The following is an 18,464-nucleotide window of genomic DNA, read 5'->3' on the forward strand; positions in this document are numbered from 1 at the left end:
ACGAGCTGAACAACGCCGGTGCGACCGACGAGGAGATCGACAAGATCACCTGGCAGAACGCCTGCCGGTTCTTCAACTGGGACCCGTTCTCCGAGATCCCCAAGGAGCGCGCGACCGTCGGCGCCCGCCGGGCCATCGCCACCGACGTCGACACCGCCATCCGGTCCCGCAAGGAATGGGCCCGCATCTTCGCGGAGAAGCACCCCGAGACCATCTGAGAACGCACGCCCTGGCCGGCTCCCGCTCCACCGGAGTCGGAGTCGGCCAGCGGCACGAAAACGAAAAGACCCGGCGCGACGCACCCACCTCGTTGTGGCTGCGCCGCGCCGGGCGTCGTTTCCGGCCCCCCTCGGGACGTCCACCACGCCGCACCCGCGGTGGACGTCCCGGGCCGTGCTACGGGGCGATCTCCAGGACGATCTTCCCGATGGCGTGGCCGTCGGCCACATAGCGCAGCGCCGCCGCTGTCTCGTCGAAGGTGAAGCTGGCGCCGATGTGCGGCACCGCCCTGCCCGCGGCGAACAGTTCCATGAGCTCCCGCTCGTTGCGCTGGAGCTCGTCCGGCGCGTGCGTACCCAGGTCGCGCAGCTGCATCCCGCCGATCTGGATGCCCTTGAGCAGCACCAGGTTGAGCGGGATCCGCGGGATCGAGCCCGCGGCGTAGCCCACCGTGACGAACCGGCCGCGCCAGCGCAGCGAACGCAGCGCGGGCTCGGCCAGGTCGCCGCCGACGGGGTCGATGACCACGTCGGCGCCGTCCGGGAGGGTCTCCTTCAGCGCCTTGCGGAGGTCGTTCGCGCGGTGGTCGATGAGGTGGGTGGCGCCGTTGGCGGCCGCCACCTCGAGTTTGCGCGCGGACGACGCCACCGCCGTCACCGTGGCGCCCAACGCCGCCCCGAGCTGGACGGCGGCGAGGCCCACCCCGCCACCCGCGCCGAGCACGACGAGCTGCTCGCCGGGCTGCAGCCGGGCCACCGACCGGAGCATGTGGTACGAGGTGCGGTGCGCCACGCCGAAGGCGGCGGCCACGGTGTCGGCGATGCCGTCCGGCGTGCGGGTGATGCCGGCGGCCCGCGCCACCGCGACCTCGCCGAAGGCACCGACCATGCCGGTGCCGAACACGCGGTCGCCGACGGACACGCCGGTCACGTCCGCACCGACCGTCTCGACGACACCGGCGAACTCGCTGCCGGGAACGAACGGCGGCGGCACCTTGATCTGGTACTCACCCGCGACCAGCAGGACGTCGGAGTAGTTCACCGCCGCCGCGTGCACCCGCACGCCGACCTGGTCGGGCTGCGGCTCGGGAGCGGGGAACTCCTCGACGTGGACGACCTCGGGCGGCCCGTACTCGCGGCAGACCGCGGCGCGCACCTCAGCCCACCCGGCCGCTGACGCGCGGGCGCAGCCCGGTGACGGTGAGCGGGCGGCGCATGGTCACCGGCCCTTCCACTGCGGCGTGCGCTTCTGGATGAACGCCATCGCGCCCTCCTTGGCGTCCTCGCTCTTGAACACCGCCGGCGAGAGCTGCGCCATGCGCTCCTGCCCGCGCGCGGGGTCGGCCGCGGCGGCCCGGACGATCTCCTTGGTCGCGGCGACGGCGAGCGGGCCGTTGGCGGCGATGCGCTCGGCGAACGCCAGCGCCGCCTCGAGCACCTTCTCCGGTTCGGTCACCGCGTTGACCAGGCCGAGCTGCTGGGCGCGCGCGGCGTCCACGGTGTCGCCGGTGAGGGTCAGCTCCAGCGCGAGGGCGAGGGGGATCCGGCTGGCGATGGCGACCGCGCCTCCGCCGGCCGCGAGCAGGCCTCGCTTGACCTCGGGCAGGCCGAACTTCGCCGCCGAAGAGGCCACGACGACGTCACAGGAGAGCAGCAGCTCGAAGCCGCCGCCGACCGCGGTGCCGTTCGCGGCGCCGACGAGGGGGACCTTGACGTCGCCGCTCATCAGCCGGTCGAAGGCCGCCCGGCCCTCCTTGTCCTCCGGGGCGATCTGGGAGAAGCCCCCGCCCGAGGTGAAGGCCTTCAGGTCCATCCCGACGCAGAACGCCTTCTCACCCGCGGCGGTCAGCACGGCCACCCGGATGTCGGGGTCCGACTCCGCGGTGAGGATCGCCGAGCCGATGGCGCTGAGCAGCGCGGGGGTCAGGGCGTTGCGGGCCTCGGGCCGGTTGAGGCGGATGACCAGCACCGCCCCGACCCGTTCCAGCAGGATGTCCGCGGTGCTGGTGTCGGTGTCGGTCATCGCTTGTAGTCCGTGCTCTCCGCGAGGTCGGCGGCCTCCTGCATGGCGCCGAGCACGATCGGGCCGAACGTCAACAGCTTCTCGTCGTCACCCGCCCGCTGGAAGCCCTGCTCGAGGACGATGGCGAGCTTGAACTTGCAGAGGATCAGGTAGTAGTCGTAGTCGTCGACCTGCCGGCCGGACACCTCCGCGTAGTGCGCGAGGAGCTGGGACTTCGTCGGCATCGCGTAGAGATCCGCGTAGCTCTTGCCGATCAGGTCGGTCGAGCTGGTGTCCTCGGGCCAGCTCTGCAGCATCCAGGCCAGGTCGAGCTTGGGGTCGCCGACCGTGCCCATCTCCCAGTCGACGATGGCGGCCAGCTTCGCGGGCGCCCCGTGCTGGAACATCACGTTCGCGAACTGGTAGTCGCCGTGCATGAGCCCGGGGATGTAGTCGATCGGCCGGTGCGTGCGCAGCCACTGCGCGGCCACGTCGAAGCCGGGCAGCTCCCGCTTCTTGATGCGGTTCAGGAAGGCCGTCCAGCGGTCGACCTGGCGCTCGTGGAAGTCGTCGGGGCGGCCGAGGCCCTCCAGGCCGCGGGCCTTCCAGTCGACCTTCGACAGCAGCGCGATGCCCTCGGCGAGCTGGTAGGACAGCCCCTTGCGGAGTTCGAGGTCGGAGTTGAACGGCTCCGGCCAGACACCGCGCTGGCTCATCGGCGACCAGCCGTCCACGAAACCCATGATGTAGAAGGAGCGGCCGAGGACGGAGGCGTCCTCGCACATGCCGAGCGCCGCGGTGTGCGGGACGTCGGTCCCGTCCAGGGCCTCGATGATGCGCCACTCGCGCAGGATGCCGGCGTCGCGGCTGGCGGGCGCCCCCGCCGGCGGGATGCGCAGCGCTCCGTGCAGGTCACCGCGGCGGATCTCGTAGATCTCGTTCTGCGTGCCACCGGAGACGTAACGGTGCTCGATCGGCTCGCCCTTGCCGGCGAGTCCGGCCTCGTCCATCCACGTGGCGAGGCGCTCGATGTCGATCACAGGTTCCCCACTTCGAGTTCCAGGTACTCGGCGTACTTCTCGCGCGCCGCGGCGAGGCGCTTGGGCAGGTGCTCGGTGGGCCACAGGTCGTCGGTGGGCTTGTAGTCGCGCAGCACCTGCTTGGCCACGGTGACCTTGTGCACCTCGGTCGGCCCGTCGGCGAGGCCCATCACGAACGAGCCCATCACCATCTGGCTGAAGGGCATCTCGTTGCTCGCGCCGAGCGCGCCGTGCACCTGCAGCGCCCGCGAGGCGATGTCGTGCAGGACCGCGGGCATGACCACCTTGACCGCGGCGATGTCCTTGCGGACCTTGCGGTAGTCCTTGTGCTTGTCGATCGACCACGCCGTGTAGAGCACGAACAGCCGGAACTGCGCCAGCTGGGCGTACGAGTCGGCGATGAAGCCCTGGACGAACTGCTTGTCGGCCAGCAGGCTGCCCTGGGTGCTGCGGCTCAGCGCGCGCTCGCACATCATGTCCAGCGCCTTCTTCGCCAGGCCGATCGTGCGCATCGCGTGGTGGATCCGCCCGCCGCCCAGGCGGGTCTGCGCGATGGCGAACGCCTGGCCCTCGCCGCCGAGCAGCGCGTCGTCCGAGACACGGACGTCCTCGTAGTGGATGAGGGCGTGGTGCCCCTCGCCCAGCGGCTCACCGGGCAGACCCACGTTCCGGACGATGTTGATGCCCGGAGTGTCCGTCGGGATCAGGAACATCGACATGCCCCGGTACCGGCTGACATCGGGGTTGGTGACCACCATGACGATGACGAACCGCGCGGTGCTGGCGTTCGAGGAGAAGAACTTCCAGCCGTTGATCACCCACCCGTCGCCGTCCTTCACCGCGCTGCAGGTGAACTGGGTCGGGTCCGAGCCCGCCTGCGGCTCGGTCATCGAGTACGAGGAGAAGCACTCGCCGTCCAGCAGCGGCTGCAGGTACTGCTTCTTCTGGGCCTCGGTGCCGTAGTGCGCGATGATCTCGGCGTTGCCGGTGTCGGGCGCCTGGCACCCGAAGACGATCGGCGCCCAGCTGGAACGGCCCAGGATCTCGTTGAGCAGCGACAGCTTGAGCTGCCCGTGCCCCTGGCCACCGAGCTCCGGGCCCAGGTGGGTCGCCCACAGGCCGTGGTCCTTGACCTGCTGCCGCAGGGGGTCGACGACCCGTTGCAGTGTCTCGCCGCGTGGCACGAACTGCAGGTCGGGCCAAGCCATGTCGAGGGGCTCGACCTCCTCCCGCACGAACTTGTTAGCCCAGTCCAACTGGGCCTGGTACTCGGGTTCGGTCTCGAAGTCCCACGACATCGTCGGTCTCCTCTCGGAGTGGTCAGAATAGCGTTCTGTACACAAAGAACGCAACTTCCGAATGATCGAAATATCGATCCGACACTGGTCCGGTGATCACGGATCGCCGGGCCGACCTCAGGGCTGGTCCAGTCCGTTTCATCAGGTTCGGACACTTTTGGAGTGATTCCAGTTCGGGTTGGTTCGGGGGGGGGCAGTCGGATTCGGGCCGGCTCAGGGCAGCGGGACGTTCAGGGCGGGCCGTGCCCGCCCTGGGCCCACCAGCTCAGGGGTGTAGACGGCCGGCTCCCCGTTGCGCCTGGCCTTGGCCGCGTACATCGCCAGGTCGGCGCGGTGCAGCAGCTGCTCGGCGGTGTCCGGAACGTCCGGGTCCGGCTCCACGTCCGGGTCCGGGTCCGGCTCCGCGTCCGGGTTCGCGCCTCGGTGCGGGGCACCCGTCCCGGTCTCCGGGTCGACGGTCACCAGGCCCACGCTGGCCGCGACGGTGAAGGTGTGGCTCGCCAGCCGCACCGGCGCCCGGACCGCGGCCGCCAGCCGACGTCCGACTGCCTCGGGATCGTCGGTGTTGGCCGAGACGAGCAGGATCGCGAACTCGTCACCGCCGAGGCGGGCCACGGTGTCCGCCGCGCGGACGCAGCCGGCGAGCCGTGCGCCGGTGATCCGCAGCAGGTCGTCGCCCGCCGCGTGGCCGAGGACGTCGTTGACCCGCTTGAAGTCGTCGAGGTCGCAGAACAGGACGGCGAAGCGCTCGGCGGGGCCCGGCTGGCGGCGCAGCGCCCGCTCGAGCCGGTCGATGAACAGGCTGCGGTTCGCCAGCCCGGTCAGCGGGTCGTGGAACGCCTGGTGCCGCAGCTGCCGCTGTTTCTCCTCCACCTGGCCGAGCAGGCGGATGTTGTCCGACATCGTCATCATCTGGCGCACCAGCGCGAGTAGCAGCAGGGCGAGCAGTGCCCAGATCTCCTCCCAGTGCCCGATGCCGTCTCCGGCGATCTGGAGCACCGTCGCCGCCCCGGCCGCGGTCAGCGGGAGGTACGGCAGGATCGCGTGCCACCGGCGGAGCCTGGCCGAGGCGGCCCGCCGACCCGGGCTGGGAACGGCGGCCAGCCCCACTCCCACGATGTCGGCGTCGGCGTCGGCGTCGGCGTCGACAGCGGCACCGGTAGCGGCACCGGTAGCGGCACCCGTATCGGGATCGGTGGAGATGGCGGCCAGGCCGATGAGCAGCGCACCGATGCCAATGGGCAGATCGGTCAGCCGCAGGACGTCGTCCAGGCCCTGGATGAGCACCGCGAGCTCCCACATGGCGGAGATCGAGGCGGCGCACATGCCCGCGAGCAGGAGCGCGTGGCCGCGGCTGTCGCGCGGCTCGCGGAACACGGCCACCAGGATCAGCACGACGAAGACCACGAGCGAGACCGCGGCGAGGATGATCGAGTAGAGCGGGCCGGGGCCGAGTGGTTCGCCGTGCCCGACCGTGCGCTCCAGCACGGTGGCCCAGACCAGCAGCGCCACCGAGCCGACCACGATCATGCCGTCCAGGATCGTGATCGCGTACCAGCGGTAGGCGTGCAGCGGCCCGCCGTCCTCGGCGTCGTCGTGCTCGACGGGGTCGGTCGGGTAGAGCAGCACGCCGGCGACACCCATCGCGAGCGGAATCAGATACACCAGCGAGGCCGGGGTCAGCTGGGGGACGGGAGATCGCCCCGCCGCCGTGTCCCGGAACACCGCGGCCGACGCCACCGCCACGGCGAGAACCATCACCGCCATGAGAAGCCGCCACCACCGCTCGGCGCCATGGCGACGCAGCCCGGCGACCACGCAGGTCGTCCCGCCGAGCAGCAGGAACCCGATCACCGTCAGCCGGACGGCGGACAGCGCCAGGCTGTCGGGGAGCACCTGGGCGAGAACCACGCAGGCGCCCGTCAGCACCGCGGCGCCGACCGCCGCGCGGCGGAAGAGCCGGTCGCGCCGACGGCTGTGCCCCATCTCCTTCCCCTACCGTTAACCGACGCAAAATACACAGATCGTTACTTTGCGTGGCGACCTGGTGGGAGGTCGGAGGCGGAGCCCGGTTTCAGTGGGCGGCGGCCGGCCCCGCCTGGAGGATCGAGACGCAGAAGTCGATGAGATGGCGCTGCTCGTCCTCGGTCGGCACCGTGCAGGGCTCCACATGGCGCTGCATCGTGCCGAGGACGGCGTCCTGGATCAGCCTGGCGTCGAGATCCGGCCGTGGTCGGCCAGCCGCCGTCAGCGGCGGGACGAGCAGCTGGCCGAGCTGCTGGTCGAGGGTGGCCCGCCCCGGCACCGAATCACTGGCCCGGGCGAGCAGCCGGTTGACGGTGGAGCCCTGCTGCGCGAGCGCCGGCCGGGTGATCTGCGCGATCATGCCGTCGACCCAGGCGGTCATCTGGCCGGCAGGATCGGACTTCTTCGACATCTGATGGCGAAGGTAGGAGCGCAGGATGACGATCCCGCGCTCCAGCACCGCGTGCATGAGCTCGTTCTTGCCGGCGAAGTACCGGTAGAAGGTCTGGTTGGACGTCCCGGCCTCGGCGACGATGTCGGCGACCTTGGGATCGGCCGGCGCGACACGGACGGCGACCCGCAGGGCCGCGTCGAGGATCTGCTCGACCTCGACGAGGGCGTCCCGCTGGTGCCGGTTCAGGGCCCGGTCGACAGCGGCCCGCACCGAGGCGGGGGTGCCCTCCCATTCCACTCCAGCAGTGTCGCTCATGGTCGAGGTCCTTTGGGTACGGGATGTTGGGAGGCGCGAAACTCGGTTCTTTGAATAATAGAATTATATTCTTTGCGGGGCGGGTCGGGGAGGCTGTGGGGGCGGTCAGGGTACCGGGCTCTGGCCGGGCGGATCACCACAACCGGGTGGTTCGCGGGCCGGTCACCTGGGCGGCGAAGGCGTCCAGCCGGTTCCACAGCAGGTGCCGGGTGCCGGCGAAATTGTGCATGTGCGCCATCCTCGGCGCGACGAACCAGGCGAGGTCGGTGGCCGAACCGAAGGCGGCCAGCTCGGTCAGTGGCGGACCGGTCACGTCCCGCGTCCCGGTCGCGAACAGGACCGGGACGTCGATGCTCGCCGCCGCCTCGGCCACCCCCGCGGGCAGTACCTCGGCGCCGGTGAGCCCCGGGTAGGTGGTGCTGCCCCAGACCGGGGCGGTCCGCCGGCCCGGCAGCCCCCCGGTGCTGTCGGCCCGCACGAGTGACTCCGGCACGTCCTCCCAGAAGAACGCGTAGATCCAGTCGGCTGACGCCAGGACGACCGCCATCGCCTCGTCGGGGGAGGACCCTTCGGGGATCACCGGGCCGGCCGTTCCGGGACGCCACGGAATGGTCGTCGCCGTCATGCTGCTGCCCAGGATCGCCACGCCGTCGAAGGTGCGGTGGTGGGCCTGCATGGCGGCCAGGATGTGACCGCCCATCGACTGCCCCATGCCGATCACCGCCGACACGCCGACCGGCCCGACGCCCGGCGCCAGCGTGCCGGAACGCAGGCCGTCGACGACCGCCGTCACCGCGTGGTGGCCGGCCGCGGCGACCGTCGGCAGGTCGGTGACCTCGGTCGGCGGAACGCTGCTCTCCCCGACACCGAGGTGGTCGACCATGACAACCACCGCGCCCCGGTGGACGTGGTGCTCGGCCTGGCTGTAGCCGGGTTCGGGCAGGTCGAAGTACCGCCGGGCGTACCCACCGCCAGGAAGCCCGACCAGGACGGGGACACCCGGGCCGGAGCCGCCCGCGGCTGAGCCGCCTGGTTCCAGGCCGCCTGTCTCCAAACCGTCCGTGCCGGGGCCGGCGGCGGACGGGGATGGCTGCGCGGGCAGGCAGACGGTCACCGCGATCTGCCAGCCGTCCTGGTCGGCTCCGTCGGGCTGGCTGCTCTGGTTCTGACTGCTCTGGTCGTGGCCGCGCGTGGCGGGTACCGGGATGCGCAGGTCGAGTCGCAGCACGCCGCCGTCCGGCCGGCCCGCCGGCTCGGGCCGTCGCTGCGGGCCGGGCGCGGGAACCGTTGGCTGGTGCGGCACCGGCTCCTGGAGCGAGTCCGCCGAGTCCGCCGAGTCCGCCGAGTTCTCCGCGTCGGGTGCGTTGCGCACTGTTGCTCCCGTTCCATGACATCGGGCCCGATGCCGGCGTTACGTGGTCGATAGGCCACATCCGTGGCATTGGGTCGGACAAGTATCCGAGCCGGTGGCGGGAAGCGGTAGCGCCTCGTTCCGGCCCGACCCGACCACGGACGGCAATCCGATCACGGACAGTCACCTGGTCGCGGACGGTCGCTCTCGCCGGCGTTCGACGCGCGCGCAGCGTGACCTCGGCGGACCCACCGCGTATTGGTGATCTTTCTCGACATACACTCCTGGCGATCTCCCGGGCGGAGGTGGTGCGGAGGAAGGGCGGGCATGAACATCGTCGAAGCGGTTTTTCTCGGCGCCGTCGAGGGGCTCACCGAGTTCCTCCCGGTCTCCAGTACCGGTCACCTGACGATCATCGAGAAGCTGCTCGGCTACAGCATCGACGACCCGGACATCACCGCATTCACGGCGATCATCCAGGTCGGCGCGGTGTTCGCCACGCTGCTCTACCTCCGGCATGATTTCCGGCGGATCATCGCCGCCCTGGCCAGGGGTGTGACCCGGCCGGAGTACCGCGATCACCCTGATTTCCGGTTCGGTGTGGCGGTGATCGTCGGATCCATTCCCATCGGAATAGTCGGCCTGCTCTTCAAGGACCAGATCGAGACCACGCTGCGCAGCCTGTGGTTCGTCGGCACCGCCCTGATCGGGTGGAGCGCGGTGATGGGCTACGCCGATCGCGTCGCGACCCAGAAACGGCACGAAGACGACGTGACCTGGAAGGACACGCTGGTTATCGGCGTCGTCCAGTGCATGGCGCTGATTCCGGGAATCTCGCGTTCGGGGTCCACGATGTCCGCCGGGCTGCTGTGCGGGATCGACCGGGTGACGGTCACCCGCCTGTCGTTCTTCCTTTCCATCCCGGCGCTGTTCGCGGCGGCTCTGCTGCAGGTCGTGACGGAGTCGTCCAACATCGAGCAGGGCGTCGGCTGGACCGTCACCATCACCGCGACCGTGGTGAGCTTCGTGACGGCCTACTTCGCCATCGCGTGGCTGCTCAAGTTCGTCGCCCGCCACAGCTACAGCGTCTTCATCTACTACCGGCTCGCGCTCGGCTCAGTGATCCTGTTCCTCCTCGCCACCGGGATCATCTCCGCGACCTGACGCCGGGTTCGGTGCCGGGATCACGCTCCAGGATCCGCGCCGCCCGGCACCCTTTTGCCCTCCCGTCCCGGATGCGTGTGTTAGGGCCTCACCATCGGGGAGGACCCCACCCGTCCGACGTCGAAGTCGATGGGAGGAACCATGACGAGCACCGTGCAGGAATCGATCGATGTGGCCGTCCCGGTCCGGACCGCCTACAACCAGTGGACCCAGTTCGAGTCGTTCCCGAACTTCATGGAGGGGGTCGAGTCCGTCCAGCAGACGGACGACACCCACACCCACTGGAAGATCAAGGCCGGCGGCGCCGAGCGCGAGTTCGACGCCACGATCACCGAGCAACTCCCGGACGAGCGCGTCTCGTGGAAGAGCACCGAGGGGACCCGTCACGCCGGCGTGGTGACATTCCACCGGCTGGCCGACGACGCCACCCGGGTGACGGTGCAGATGGACTGGCAGCCCGAGGGGCTCGCGGAGAAGGCCGGCTCGGTGCTGGGCGCCGACGACCGCCGGGTGAAGGACGACCTCAAGCGGTTCAAGTCCTTCATCGAGGAGCGTGGACAGGAGACCGGAGCCTGGCGGGGTGACGTACCGCGCCCGGACGCCGCCGGTCAGTCCGGTCAGCCCGGTGAGTTCGGTCAGCCCGGCCGGTTGGGTTCGTCGGAAGCCCCCGGCACGGGCGGCGCCGGTGGCCCGCAGCGGGATCAGGGGACCGGCGGGGCGACGTACTCGCAGCCCGGCGGCGGCGAGTCCTGACCTGGCGGGTCAACCCCGCGACCGAGTCGTCAACCGGCTGCACCGGCTGATTCGGCGGCCTGCGCCTCCCGCACGGCGGCGCGCAGCGCCGGGACGGCCGGCCCGGCGACCGGTTCCAGCAGCGCGAGCCGACCCTTGAGTGCCCGCCGGGCCCGGCCGCTTTTCATCGCCCCGATCTGACCGGCGGCGAGGAGCGCGGCCAGGCTCGCCGGGCCGGGGTCGGCGCGGCCGGCCGGCCCTCCGTGCAGGACCTGCTCCACCTCGCGGTGCAGCCGGCGGACCATCGCCCGGTCCCGCACGGTCACGGAGGTCGCCGGGATCATCCCCAGGATTCGGCGTCGCTCGACCCTGATCCAGCGGCCCGCCTCGAGCTGGTCGCGCACGACCCGGCCGGCGGTCCGCTGGTTTTTTTTCACCCAGTGCTTCCACGACCGGTGACGGGACGACGCGCCGACCTCGCCGATGAGCTGTGCGCACAGCTCATCGGCGGTCGGGGTGCGCCGCCGGCCCGGCGCAGCAGGCTGGCCCGGTCGCCCTTCCGCGTGCGGCCGGTGCTCCGCACGGGGCGCGACGGGCTTGACCCGGCCGTTCTCGTCGGTCAGCAGTCCAGCCTGGTAGAGCTCGGTCGCGGCGGCCGCGCGTAGCGCGCGACCCAGATAGGGCGAGCGGTACATGCGGTTCCGCTCCAGGTCGTAGGCCAGCAGGTAGAGCTGGGCCGGTAGTGACGGTGGTGGTTGCACGACGGGTCTCCTCCCGGTTGCCGATCACGGTGGCGGGGTGCGGCGGACGTCCACCGCCTCGGTCGAGGGGGCGTCCTCGGGGCCGGGCTCGGGGTCGGTGGTGGTGTCCCGCCGTGGGCGTCCGCGGCGCGGCATCGCGCCGGCCTCCCTCGGCAGCCGGCCCCGGTCCGCGAGCGCGGCCCGCAGCAGGAACTCGATCTGTGCGTTGGTGCTGCGCAGCTCGTCCGACGCCCATCGCGCCAGCGCGTCGTGGACGGCCGGGTCGAGGCGCAGCAGGATCTTCTTCCGTTCGGCCACGTACCGTCACCGGCTCCCGCGGCTCAGGTGTAGAGGGATCCGGCATTGATGACCGGCTGCGTCGACTGTTCGCTGCACAGGACCACGAGCAGGTTGCTGACCATGGTTGCCTTCCGTTCCTCGTCCAGCTCGATGATGTTTTCCCGGTCGAGGCGTTCCAGCGCTGCCTCGACCATGCCCACGGCGCCCTCGACGATCCGCGAGCGGGCCGCGACGACGGCGCCCGCCTGCTGGCGCCGGAGCATCGCCTGGGCGATCTCCGGCGCGTACGCCAGCCGGGTGATGCGGGACTCGATCACGTGTACACCGGCGGAGGCGACCCGGGCCGCGATCTCCAGTGAGAGCTTCGCGGTGATCTCCTCGGCGTTGTCGCGCAGCGACATGACCTCGGGGGCCGCGTCGTAGGGGTAGCTCGTCGCGATGTGCCGCACGGCGGTCTCGGACTGGATGGCCACGAACTCGACGAAGTCGTCCACCTCGAAGACGGCCTGCGCGGTGTCCTTCACCTGCCAGACCACGACGGCCGCGATTTCGATCGGGTTTCCGTCGGCGTCGTTCACCTTCGCCACGCCGCTCTCGTGGTTGCGGATGCGGGTGGAGACCTTCTTGCGCGTGGTGAAGGGGTTCACCCAGCGCAGCCCGGTGGTGCGGATCGTCCCTACGTAGCGGCCGAACAGCGCGACGACCCGGGCCTCGCCCGGCGCGACGGCGGTCAGGCCGCACAGCGCGAAGAACGCGGCGATGAGGCCGAGCACGCCGACCACGATGAGGACGGCGCCGACGGGGGCGGAGTGGTCGGCGGCGACGACGATCCCGGCGATACCGATCGCGAGGCAGGCCAGCATGCCCAACAGGCCCGCCAGCAGGGCCAACAGGCCCGAGTGGTCCTTCGCGTGGTGTTCCCGGACGCTCGGTTCGGGCATGTCGACAACGACATGTTCGACGTCCACCTGCGGTGCCTCGGTGCTCATGTGTGCCTCCGAATGAGGAGCTGGATCTGGCGAGCCGGTCCGCTCGGCGCGTTCCGACCTGGTGTGCTGGTCGGGCCCGGCTACCTCTGCGCTAGCGCCGAGGTATCAAAGTGATATCACTTTAGCTCGGTACTATGTGGTCGTCCAGCAGCAGGACGTGACGCGGAGGTGGTCGATGCCGGACAGGCGGCTCGAGATCGACGATGTGCGCAAGCGGTACGGCGAGGTCGTCGCGCTCGACGGCATGACCTTCGACGTTCGCGAGGGGGAGCTGTTCGGCTTCGTCGGCAGCAACGGGGCGGGCAAGACGACGACGATGCGCATCGTGCTCGGGGTGCTCGCGGCCGATGCCGGGCAGGTCCGGTGGGCCGGCCGCCCGGTCGACCTCGCCGCCCGCCGCCGGATCGGCTACATGCCCGAGGAACGGGGCCTGTACCCGAAGATGCAGGTCCGCGACCAGCTCGTCCACCTCGCCCGGCTGCACGGGATGCCGGCCGCTGCCGCCGGCCGCTCCGCCGACGCCTGGCTCGAGCGGCTGGGCGTCGCGGCGCGGCGGGACGACGAGGTACAGAAGCTCAGCCTCGGCAACCAGCAGCGGGTCCAGCTCGCCGCCGCGCTCGTGCACGACCCGGAGGTCCTCGTGCTGGACGAGCCGTTCTCCGGGCTCGACCCGGTCGCGGTCGACGTCATGAGCCAGGTGCTGCGGGAGAAGTGCGACGAGGGGGTTCCCGTGGTGTTCTCCAGCCACCAGCTCGAGCTCGTCGAGCGGCTCTGCGACCGGGTCGGCATCGTCGCCGCCGGGCGGATGGTCGCCGCCGGCACGGTCGACGAGCTGCGGGCGGACGGCACCGAGCGGATCGTCGTCGAGGTGCCCGGGGCCCCACCGGGCTGGGCCGAGGACCTGCCCGGGATGACCGTCCGCGCCACAGAGGGGGACCGTACGGTGGTCGACCTCGCTCCCGGCGCCGACGACCAGGACCTGCTGCGCCGGGCGCTGGCGGTCGGTCCGGTGCGGGAGTTCCGCCGCGGCCGGCCGTCACTCGCCGAGCTGTTCCGCTCCGCGGTGAGCACCGACGAGGGCGCCCCCGGCGTCCGCTCCCGTACCGGCTCCGGATCTGACACGGCGGGCGCGACGGACGAGGTGACGGTGGCATGAGCCCGGAATCCGATCACGAACACGGCCGCGAGGCCACGGCCGGCCCGGCCCCAGGCATCCCGGCCCAGACCGGCGCCGGGCCGGCGCTGGCGCCGGGTTCCGGCGGCCGGGGCGACTATCCGGCGCTGGGCTCCTGGGCGACCGTGCGGCTCGTCGCCGGTCGCGAGCTCGGCGTACGGCTGCGTTCCAAGGTCTTCCGGATCACCACCGTCGCCCTCCTCGTCCTGCTCGTCGGCGCCGCGGTCGTGATCGACCTGGTCGGCGGCGGCGATTCGACGGAGTCCGTCGGCGTGACGGCGGCGGAGTCCGCGATCACGGCGCCGCTCACCGCCGCCGCCCGGAGCCTGGACGTCGGCATCACGACCCGCGAGGTGCCCGACGAGGCCACCGGGTTGCGCCAGGTCGCCGACGGCGATCTGGACGCCCTCGTGACCGCGTCCCCGAACGGCCTGCGCGTTGCCGTCAAGGAGGACCTGAACGACGAGTGGCGCGCCGTGCTGGCTGTTGTGGCCCGCCAGCAGGTTCTCGACAACGAGATCAGCGTGCTCGGCGGCGACCCGGCCCGGGTGAACGAGGCGGTCGCCGCCACGCGGGTCGATGTCACCCAGCTCGACCCGGCGCCGGCCCACCAGGGCGAGCGGCTCGTCCTCGGGATCGCCGCCGCGTTGCTGATCTACATGGGCCTGATGCTCTACGGGCCGGCCGTCTCCCAGGGGGTGATCGAGGAGAAGTCGAGCCGGGTGGTCGAGCTGCTGCTGTCGACGGTCCGCCCGTGGACGCTCATGGCCGGCAAGGTGTTGGGCATCGGGCTGGTAGCGCTGATCCAGATGATCGTGCTGGCCGGCGGGGGCCTGGTCGCCGCGCTGGTCACCGGCGCGCTCTCGCTGCCCTCCGGCGAGGCCACCGGGACGGTGATCTGGTCGGTGGTCTGGTACGTCATCGGGTTCTTCCTCTACGCCCTCCCGTTCGCCGCGGTCGGGGCGATGGTCTCCCGGCAGGAGGACGTCGGGGGCATCTCGAGCCCCATCGTGCTGGCGATCGTGGTGCCCTGGGTGCTGGGGATCTCGATCGTGCCGGGCGATCCCGACAACGGCCTGATCGCGGTGCTGTCCCTGCTGCCGATCTTCGCGCCGGTGCTGATGCCGATGCGGATCGCGCTCGGGGTGGCGCCGGTGTGGCAGTTGGTCCTCTCGGTGGTGCTCGCCTTGGCGCTGATCGGCGTGCTCGTCCGGCTCACCGGGCGGATCTACCGCAACGCGGTGCTGCGGACCGGGGCGAGGGTCTCCTTCCGGGACGCCCTGCGCGAGGCCTGAGCCGCCGCGGGTCCCGGTCCCGGTCCCGACCCTCGGCCCCGGCTCGGGCCCGGCCGACTCATACTTGGCGGTTCATCCCGGTGAGGACATAGCCGATCTTGCGCCAGGTGTTCGGGCCGCAGACCCCGTCCTCGGGTATGCGGCCGAACCACGGCGTCGCGTACCGCTGAAGCGAGGCAACCCGGGCGGTGGTGCGCGCGCCGTAGGCTCCGTCGGGCGCCAGGCGGTAGGGGTCACCCGTCGGCGCCTCGTGGCCGAAAATGATGTTCAGTGCGTTCTGCAGGGTGACGACCTCCGGCCCGCTCATCCCCTCCCGCAAGGTCGGCATCCCCGCGTACCGCTGTCGCGGGTCCGCGAGCGAGCCCCCGGGGGACGCCCCCAGCGCGGCCGCGAGGATGTCGCCCCGGCGGTTCGCGCGGACGTTCCCCGGGCACGAGTGACCACCCCACGCCGCGCCGCCCATGCGGTGCGTGCCGAGCCCGTAGCCGTTGGGTGAGTCCGTGATCTCGGGGCGCCAGCCGAACTCACGCATCCCCCAGGCGAAGAGCTCGCCGAGGCGCTGTACCTGGATCGCCGTGTAGTCCTCGGAGTCGTACCCCTCGCACTCGACGCTGATCCAGAACGGGTTGCCCGCGGCCTGCGCCCAGGCCCGGCGGTCGAACGGGACGTACTGCTCGAACTCGCCCGCCTTCGACAGCCACAGGTGGGCGCTGACCTGGCTGGCCGGACTGTCGAACCAGCCGAAGAGCGAACCGGTGCCGACCTGGACGTGGGGGATCAGCCCGCGGGTCGGCTCCACCATCGTCCCGGACGTGTTGCGGACCGGGCGGTTGCGGGCCGGTGGGTAGAGGGTGGCGGCCACGGTCAGTCCCGGCCGTTCGTGATCGCCGCGTACCCGGTCTCCGTCTGCGGTCGGGTCCCCGCCGGCATTCGGGCCCCTGCCGGCGCCTGGGCCCCTGCCAGTGTTCGGGTCCCTGCCTGCGCTCGACGTACCGGTTGCCGTCGGTCTGGACGAGTCACGTGTTCCTCTTCGTGTCTGTGTGGTGTCGGGGTGGCCGCCGCGGCCCGCGCCCGCCGTCCTGGTGGTCGGTCCCAGGACATGCCTTCGGTGTTTCGCGTGTGATCGCCTGAGGATGCGTTACAAGAGGGATTCCTACTGTTGCGTTCCGGTGTGTTTTGGCGTTCACCGGTCAGCCTGCCGTCCCTTGCGGGGCGGCGCTCCCGGTCTGACCGGCCGAGGCCGTGCCGGGTTCCCGTTTCCCAGCCACCCGCCCACCGGAGTGGGTCTTACGGTCGGCTCCGCGGGTGTTTTCCGTCTCCGACGCACTGGCGGCGACGAGGTTACGCAGGTTGACCGCGGCGTTCACGTCACGGTCGAGGACCAGCCCGCAGGGCTGGCAGCGGAAGGTGCGGTCCGACAGCGTCAGGCTTGGGTTTCGCCAGCCACAGCCGGAACAGGTCTTCGAACTCGGATACCAGCGGTCCGCAACGATGAGTCTCGATCCGTACCAGCCGGTCTTGTAGGTGAGCTGGCGGCGGATCTGCGCCATCCCCGTGTCGGAGACCGCACGAGCCAGCCGCCGGTTACGTACCATCCCCGCAACGTGGAGATCTTCCACGACGATCGTGTCGTGGGTTTTCGCGAGCCGGGTGGTGAGCGTGTGCAACCCGTTACGGCGCTGGTGGGCGACCCGGGCGTGGATGCGGGCGAGCCGGGCCGCGCGCTTGCGCCGTCCGGCCGATCCGGGGGTGGACCGGGCGTAGGCCCGCGAAGCGCTCCGCAGCCGGCGCAATGACCCGGCCAGATACCTCGGGTTCGCGATCATCTCCCCGGTGGAAAGCACAGCGAGATGCTTCACGCCCACATCGACACCGACCGGCCCGGCCGTGCGCTGCGACCGCGACGGGCCGGTGGGAACCTCCCGGTCGACCTCGACGGTGAACGACACGAACCACCGGCTGGCGGTCCTGGCCACGGTCGCGCCCAACAGCCGGGCCCTGCCGCCGGCGAGCCGACCGGTCAGCGCGCCCATCGCCTCGCAGGCCTTCACCCGGCCGATCCGGGGCAGCTTCACATGCCGGTCGCCGTCCGGGCCGTAGGAGCCGGTGGTGTAGCGGAACGAATCGCGGGCCTTCCCGCGCTTCTTGAACCGGGGGAAACCGACCCGGCGGCCCTTCCGCCTCCCGTGCCGGGACGCGGTGAAGTTCTTCAACCCCCGGGCGAGCTGATCGAGTCCGGCGCTGTACGCCTCCTTCGAGCACTCCGCCCACCACGGAGCGACCCCCGCCTTGGCCTTGTTCCACTCCAACCGCAACGCGGGCAACGTCCACGGCACCGGGGTCAGCAGATCCCCGGGCACACCGTAGGACTTCTCCGCCTCCCGCTGCGCCAGCGCGGCCTTCACCCGCGACAAGCCCCAGTTGTAGGCGAACCGGGCCGCCCCGGCATGCCGGGTAAGCGCGGCCCGCTGCACCTCGTTCGGGTCCAGAGCGAACCGGTAAGCCTGCACTGTCCTCACCCGGCGGCCCCAGCGGCGGCTTCGACAGCCCGCCGCGCTCTGTTCCCAGCGGTGCGGCGGCCGTACAACCGGGCGCACACCGACGTCACGATCCCGGTGATATCCCGGACACAGCCGTCATCGACCTTCGCGGGATCGATGACCAGCAGCCGCCGGCCGGACACGGCAAAGGCCGCTTCGACGTACTCGGCACCGACGCCGGCGAACCGGTCACGACGCTCGACGATGATCGTGACGGCCCTCAGGTGGCGGAGCAGGGCAAGAAACTTCCGCCGGTGACCGTTCAGCCCCGAGCCGACCTCGGTCACCACCCGGTCGACCGGCAGGCCCTCGCCCGTGGCCCACGTGGTGACCTGGGCGACCTGCCGGTCAAGGCCGGGTTTCTGGTCCGCGGACGAGACACGGGCGTACACCACGGTCTCACCGGGGGAGGGGGTCCGGTCGACATCCCCGACGATGATCAGCCCGCCGACCTTGCGGGCCGGGACGGGTAGCTTCCCGGCGTTGAACCAGCGGCGAGCCGTCACAGAGGCGATGCCCTGCGACTCGGCCCACTCCTTGAGGTTCACACGACCATCATGGCACGCAATGATCAATAAAGACCATTATCAACGTAACAGTTACACCCCCTTGTACTGGGAACCCCGCACATCTGGGTCGGCCGAGCGGGCCGGCTTCGACTGGGTGCGTTCTTCGACGGTGCGAGGCAGATTGTCTGTGTGTTGATGATTTGGTTTGCTTTCATGGTTTGATTTGATCAATAAGTGCGCGGATTGCCGAGCTAGTGTCCCGGTCCGGAGATCTGCGATCTCATGGGACCTGCGGTGTCATGGAGGTATGGCAGGTAAGCCGAGTCTGCCGCTCGTGCTCACCGGGGCCGAGCGGCGGACCCTTCAGGGGTGGGCCAG

At 70.9% G+C, this 18,464-nt stretch carries 17 protein-coding genes and 1 pseudogene; 5 read left to right on the forward strand and 13 right to left on the reverse strand.

Annotated elements, in window-relative coordinates; all coding sequences use genetic code 11:
* A pseudogene (locus FMEAI12_RS04105) lies at positions 1 to 218 on the forward strand (amidohydrolase); the annotation flags it as partial.
* A gap of 178 nt (positions 219 to 396) precedes the next feature.
* On the opposite strand, the gene FMEAI12_RS04110 reads toward FMEAI12_RS04105, so the two are convergent.
* From FMEAI12_RS04110 to FMEAI12_RS04140, 7 genes are all read right to left on the reverse strand, one after another.
* Positions 397 to 1,374, reverse strand: a complete 978-nt coding sequence (locus tag FMEAI12_RS04110) for an NADPH:quinone oxidoreductase family protein (protein ID WP_112105022.1) — start codon at positions 1,372 to 1,374, stop codon at positions 397 to 399.
* Positions 1,375 to 1,437: 63 nt separating this feature from the next.
* Positions 1,438 to 2,241: an enoyl-CoA hydratase-related protein gene (locus tag FMEAI12_RS04115; protein WP_071059631.1), complete on the reverse strand. Its 804-nt coding sequence runs from the start codon at positions 2,239 to 2,241 to the stop codon at positions 1,438 to 1,440.
* Positions 2,238 to 3,260: a phosphotransferase family protein gene (locus FMEAI12_RS04120; RefSeq protein ID WP_112105023.1), complete on the reverse strand. Its 1,023-nt coding sequence runs from the start codon at positions 3,258 to 3,260 to the stop codon at positions 2,238 to 2,240. Before FMEAI12_RS04120 ends, FMEAI12_RS04115 begins: the two co-directional genes overlap by 4 nt.
* Positions 3,257 to 4,558, reverse strand: a complete 1,302-nt coding sequence (locus FMEAI12_RS04125) for an acyl-CoA dehydrogenase family protein (RefSeq protein WP_112105024.1) — start codon at positions 4,556 to 4,558, stop codon at positions 3,257 to 3,259. The genes FMEAI12_RS04120 and FMEAI12_RS04125 overlap by 4 nt, the downstream gene beginning before the upstream one ends.
* A 213-nt stretch (positions 4,559 to 4,771) precedes the next feature.
* The gene (locus FMEAI12_RS04130; RefSeq protein WP_112105025.1) at positions 4,772 to 6,544 is read right to left on the reverse strand and encodes a GGDEF domain-containing protein; all 1,773 of its coding nucleotides are present in this window, start codon (positions 6,542 to 6,544) and stop codon (positions 4,772 to 4,774) included.
* 88 nt (positions 6,545 to 6,632) lie between these two features.
* Positions 6,633 to 7,292 (reverse strand): TetR/AcrR family transcriptional regulator, encoded by a 660-nt coding sequence (locus FMEAI12_RS04135; RefSeq protein ID WP_071059634.1) that lies wholly within the window; start codon positions 7,290 to 7,292, stop codon positions 6,633 to 6,635.
* A gap of 133 nt (positions 7,293 to 7,425) precedes the next feature.
* Positions 7,426 to 8,664, reverse strand: a complete 1,239-nt coding sequence (locus tag FMEAI12_RS04140) for an alpha/beta hydrolase (RefSeq protein ID WP_112105026.1) — start codon at positions 8,662 to 8,664, stop codon at positions 7,426 to 7,428.
* 306 nt (positions 8,665 to 8,970) lie between these two features.
* Here FMEAI12_RS04140 and FMEAI12_RS04145 point away from each other — a divergent pair, with 306 nt between their 5' ends.
* Together FMEAI12_RS04145 and FMEAI12_RS04150 are read left to right on the forward strand one after the other, a co-directional pair.
* Complete coding sequence (locus FMEAI12_RS04145; RefSeq protein ID WP_112105027.1) at positions 8,971 to 9,807, forward strand: undecaprenyl-diphosphate phosphatase; 837 nt, start codon at positions 8,971 to 8,973, stop codon at positions 9,805 to 9,807.
* 141 nt (positions 9,808 to 9,948) lie between these two features.
* Positions 9,949 to 10,560 (forward strand): SRPBCC family protein, encoded by a 612-nt coding sequence (locus FMEAI12_RS04150; RefSeq protein ID WP_112105028.1) that lies wholly within the window; start codon positions 9,949 to 9,951, stop codon positions 10,558 to 10,560.
* Positions 10,561 to 10,589: 29 nt separating this feature from the next.
* On the opposite strand, the gene FMEAI12_RS04155 is transcribed toward FMEAI12_RS04150, so the two are convergent.
* The 3 genes from FMEAI12_RS04155 to FMEAI12_RS04165 are packed head-to-tail and all read right to left on the reverse strand — an operon-like array spanning position 10,590 to position 12,568.
* Entirely contained in the window at positions 10,590 to 11,300 is a 711-nt protein-coding gene (locus tag FMEAI12_RS04155) for a GPP34 family phosphoprotein (RefSeq protein WP_071059637.1), read from the reverse strand.
* Positions 11,301 to 11,324: 24 nt separating this feature from the next.
* A complete protein-coding gene (locus tag FMEAI12_RS04160) occupies positions 11,325 to 11,597 on the reverse strand; it encodes a hypothetical protein (RefSeq protein ID WP_071059638.1) in 273 nt (90 codons plus the stop codon).
* A gap of 23 nt (positions 11,598 to 11,620) precedes the next feature.
* Positions 11,621 to 12,568, reverse strand: a complete 948-nt coding sequence (locus tag FMEAI12_RS04165; protein WP_071059639.1) for an SPFH domain-containing protein — start codon at positions 12,566 to 12,568, stop codon at positions 11,621 to 11,623.
* 175 nt (positions 12,569 to 12,743) lie between these two features.
* On the opposite strand from FMEAI12_RS04165, the gene FMEAI12_RS04170 reads away from it, so the two are divergent.
* Together FMEAI12_RS04170 and FMEAI12_RS04175 are read left to right on the forward strand one after the other, a co-directional pair.
* Positions 12,744 to 13,724: an ABC transporter ATP-binding protein gene (locus FMEAI12_RS04170; protein ID WP_071059643.1), complete on the forward strand. Its 981-nt coding sequence runs from the start codon at positions 12,744 to 12,746 to the stop codon at positions 13,722 to 13,724.
* Positions 13,721 to 15,037, forward strand: a complete 1,317-nt coding sequence (locus tag FMEAI12_RS04175) for an ABC transporter permease (protein ID WP_112105029.1) — start codon at positions 13,721 to 13,723, stop codon at positions 15,035 to 15,037. The genes FMEAI12_RS04170 and FMEAI12_RS04175 overlap by 4 nt, the downstream gene beginning before the upstream one ends.
* A gap of 58 nt (positions 15,038 to 15,095) precedes the next feature.
* Here FMEAI12_RS04175 and FMEAI12_RS04180 read toward each other — a convergent pair whose 3' ends face one another.
* From FMEAI12_RS04180 to FMEAI12_RS04190, 3 genes are all read right to left on the reverse strand, one after another.
* Complete coding sequence (locus FMEAI12_RS04180) at positions 15,096 to 15,899, reverse strand: N-acetylmuramoyl-L-alanine amidase (protein ID WP_112105030.1); 804 nt, start codon at positions 15,897 to 15,899, stop codon at positions 15,096 to 15,098.
* A gap of 328 nt (positions 15,900 to 16,227) precedes the next feature.
* Positions 16,228 to 17,556, reverse strand: a complete 1,329-nt coding sequence (gene tnpB, locus FMEAI12_RS04185) for an IS607 family element RNA-guided endonuclease TnpB (protein ID WP_112105031.1) — start codon at positions 17,554 to 17,556, stop codon at positions 16,228 to 16,230.
* Complete coding sequence (locus FMEAI12_RS04190; RefSeq protein ID WP_112105032.1) at positions 17,553 to 18,125, reverse strand: IS607 family transposase; 573 nt, start codon at positions 18,123 to 18,125, stop codon at positions 17,553 to 17,555. The genes tnpB and FMEAI12_RS04190 overlap by 4 nt, the downstream gene beginning before the upstream one ends.
* Positions 18,126 to 18,464 lie beyond the last annotated feature (339 nt).

The sequence above is a fragment of the Parafrankia sp. Ea1.12 genome (assembly GCF_900465275.1).
GTDB classification, from domain to species: domain Bacteria; phylum Actinomycetota; class Actinomycetes; order Frankiales; family Frankiaceae; genus Parafrankia; species Parafrankia soli.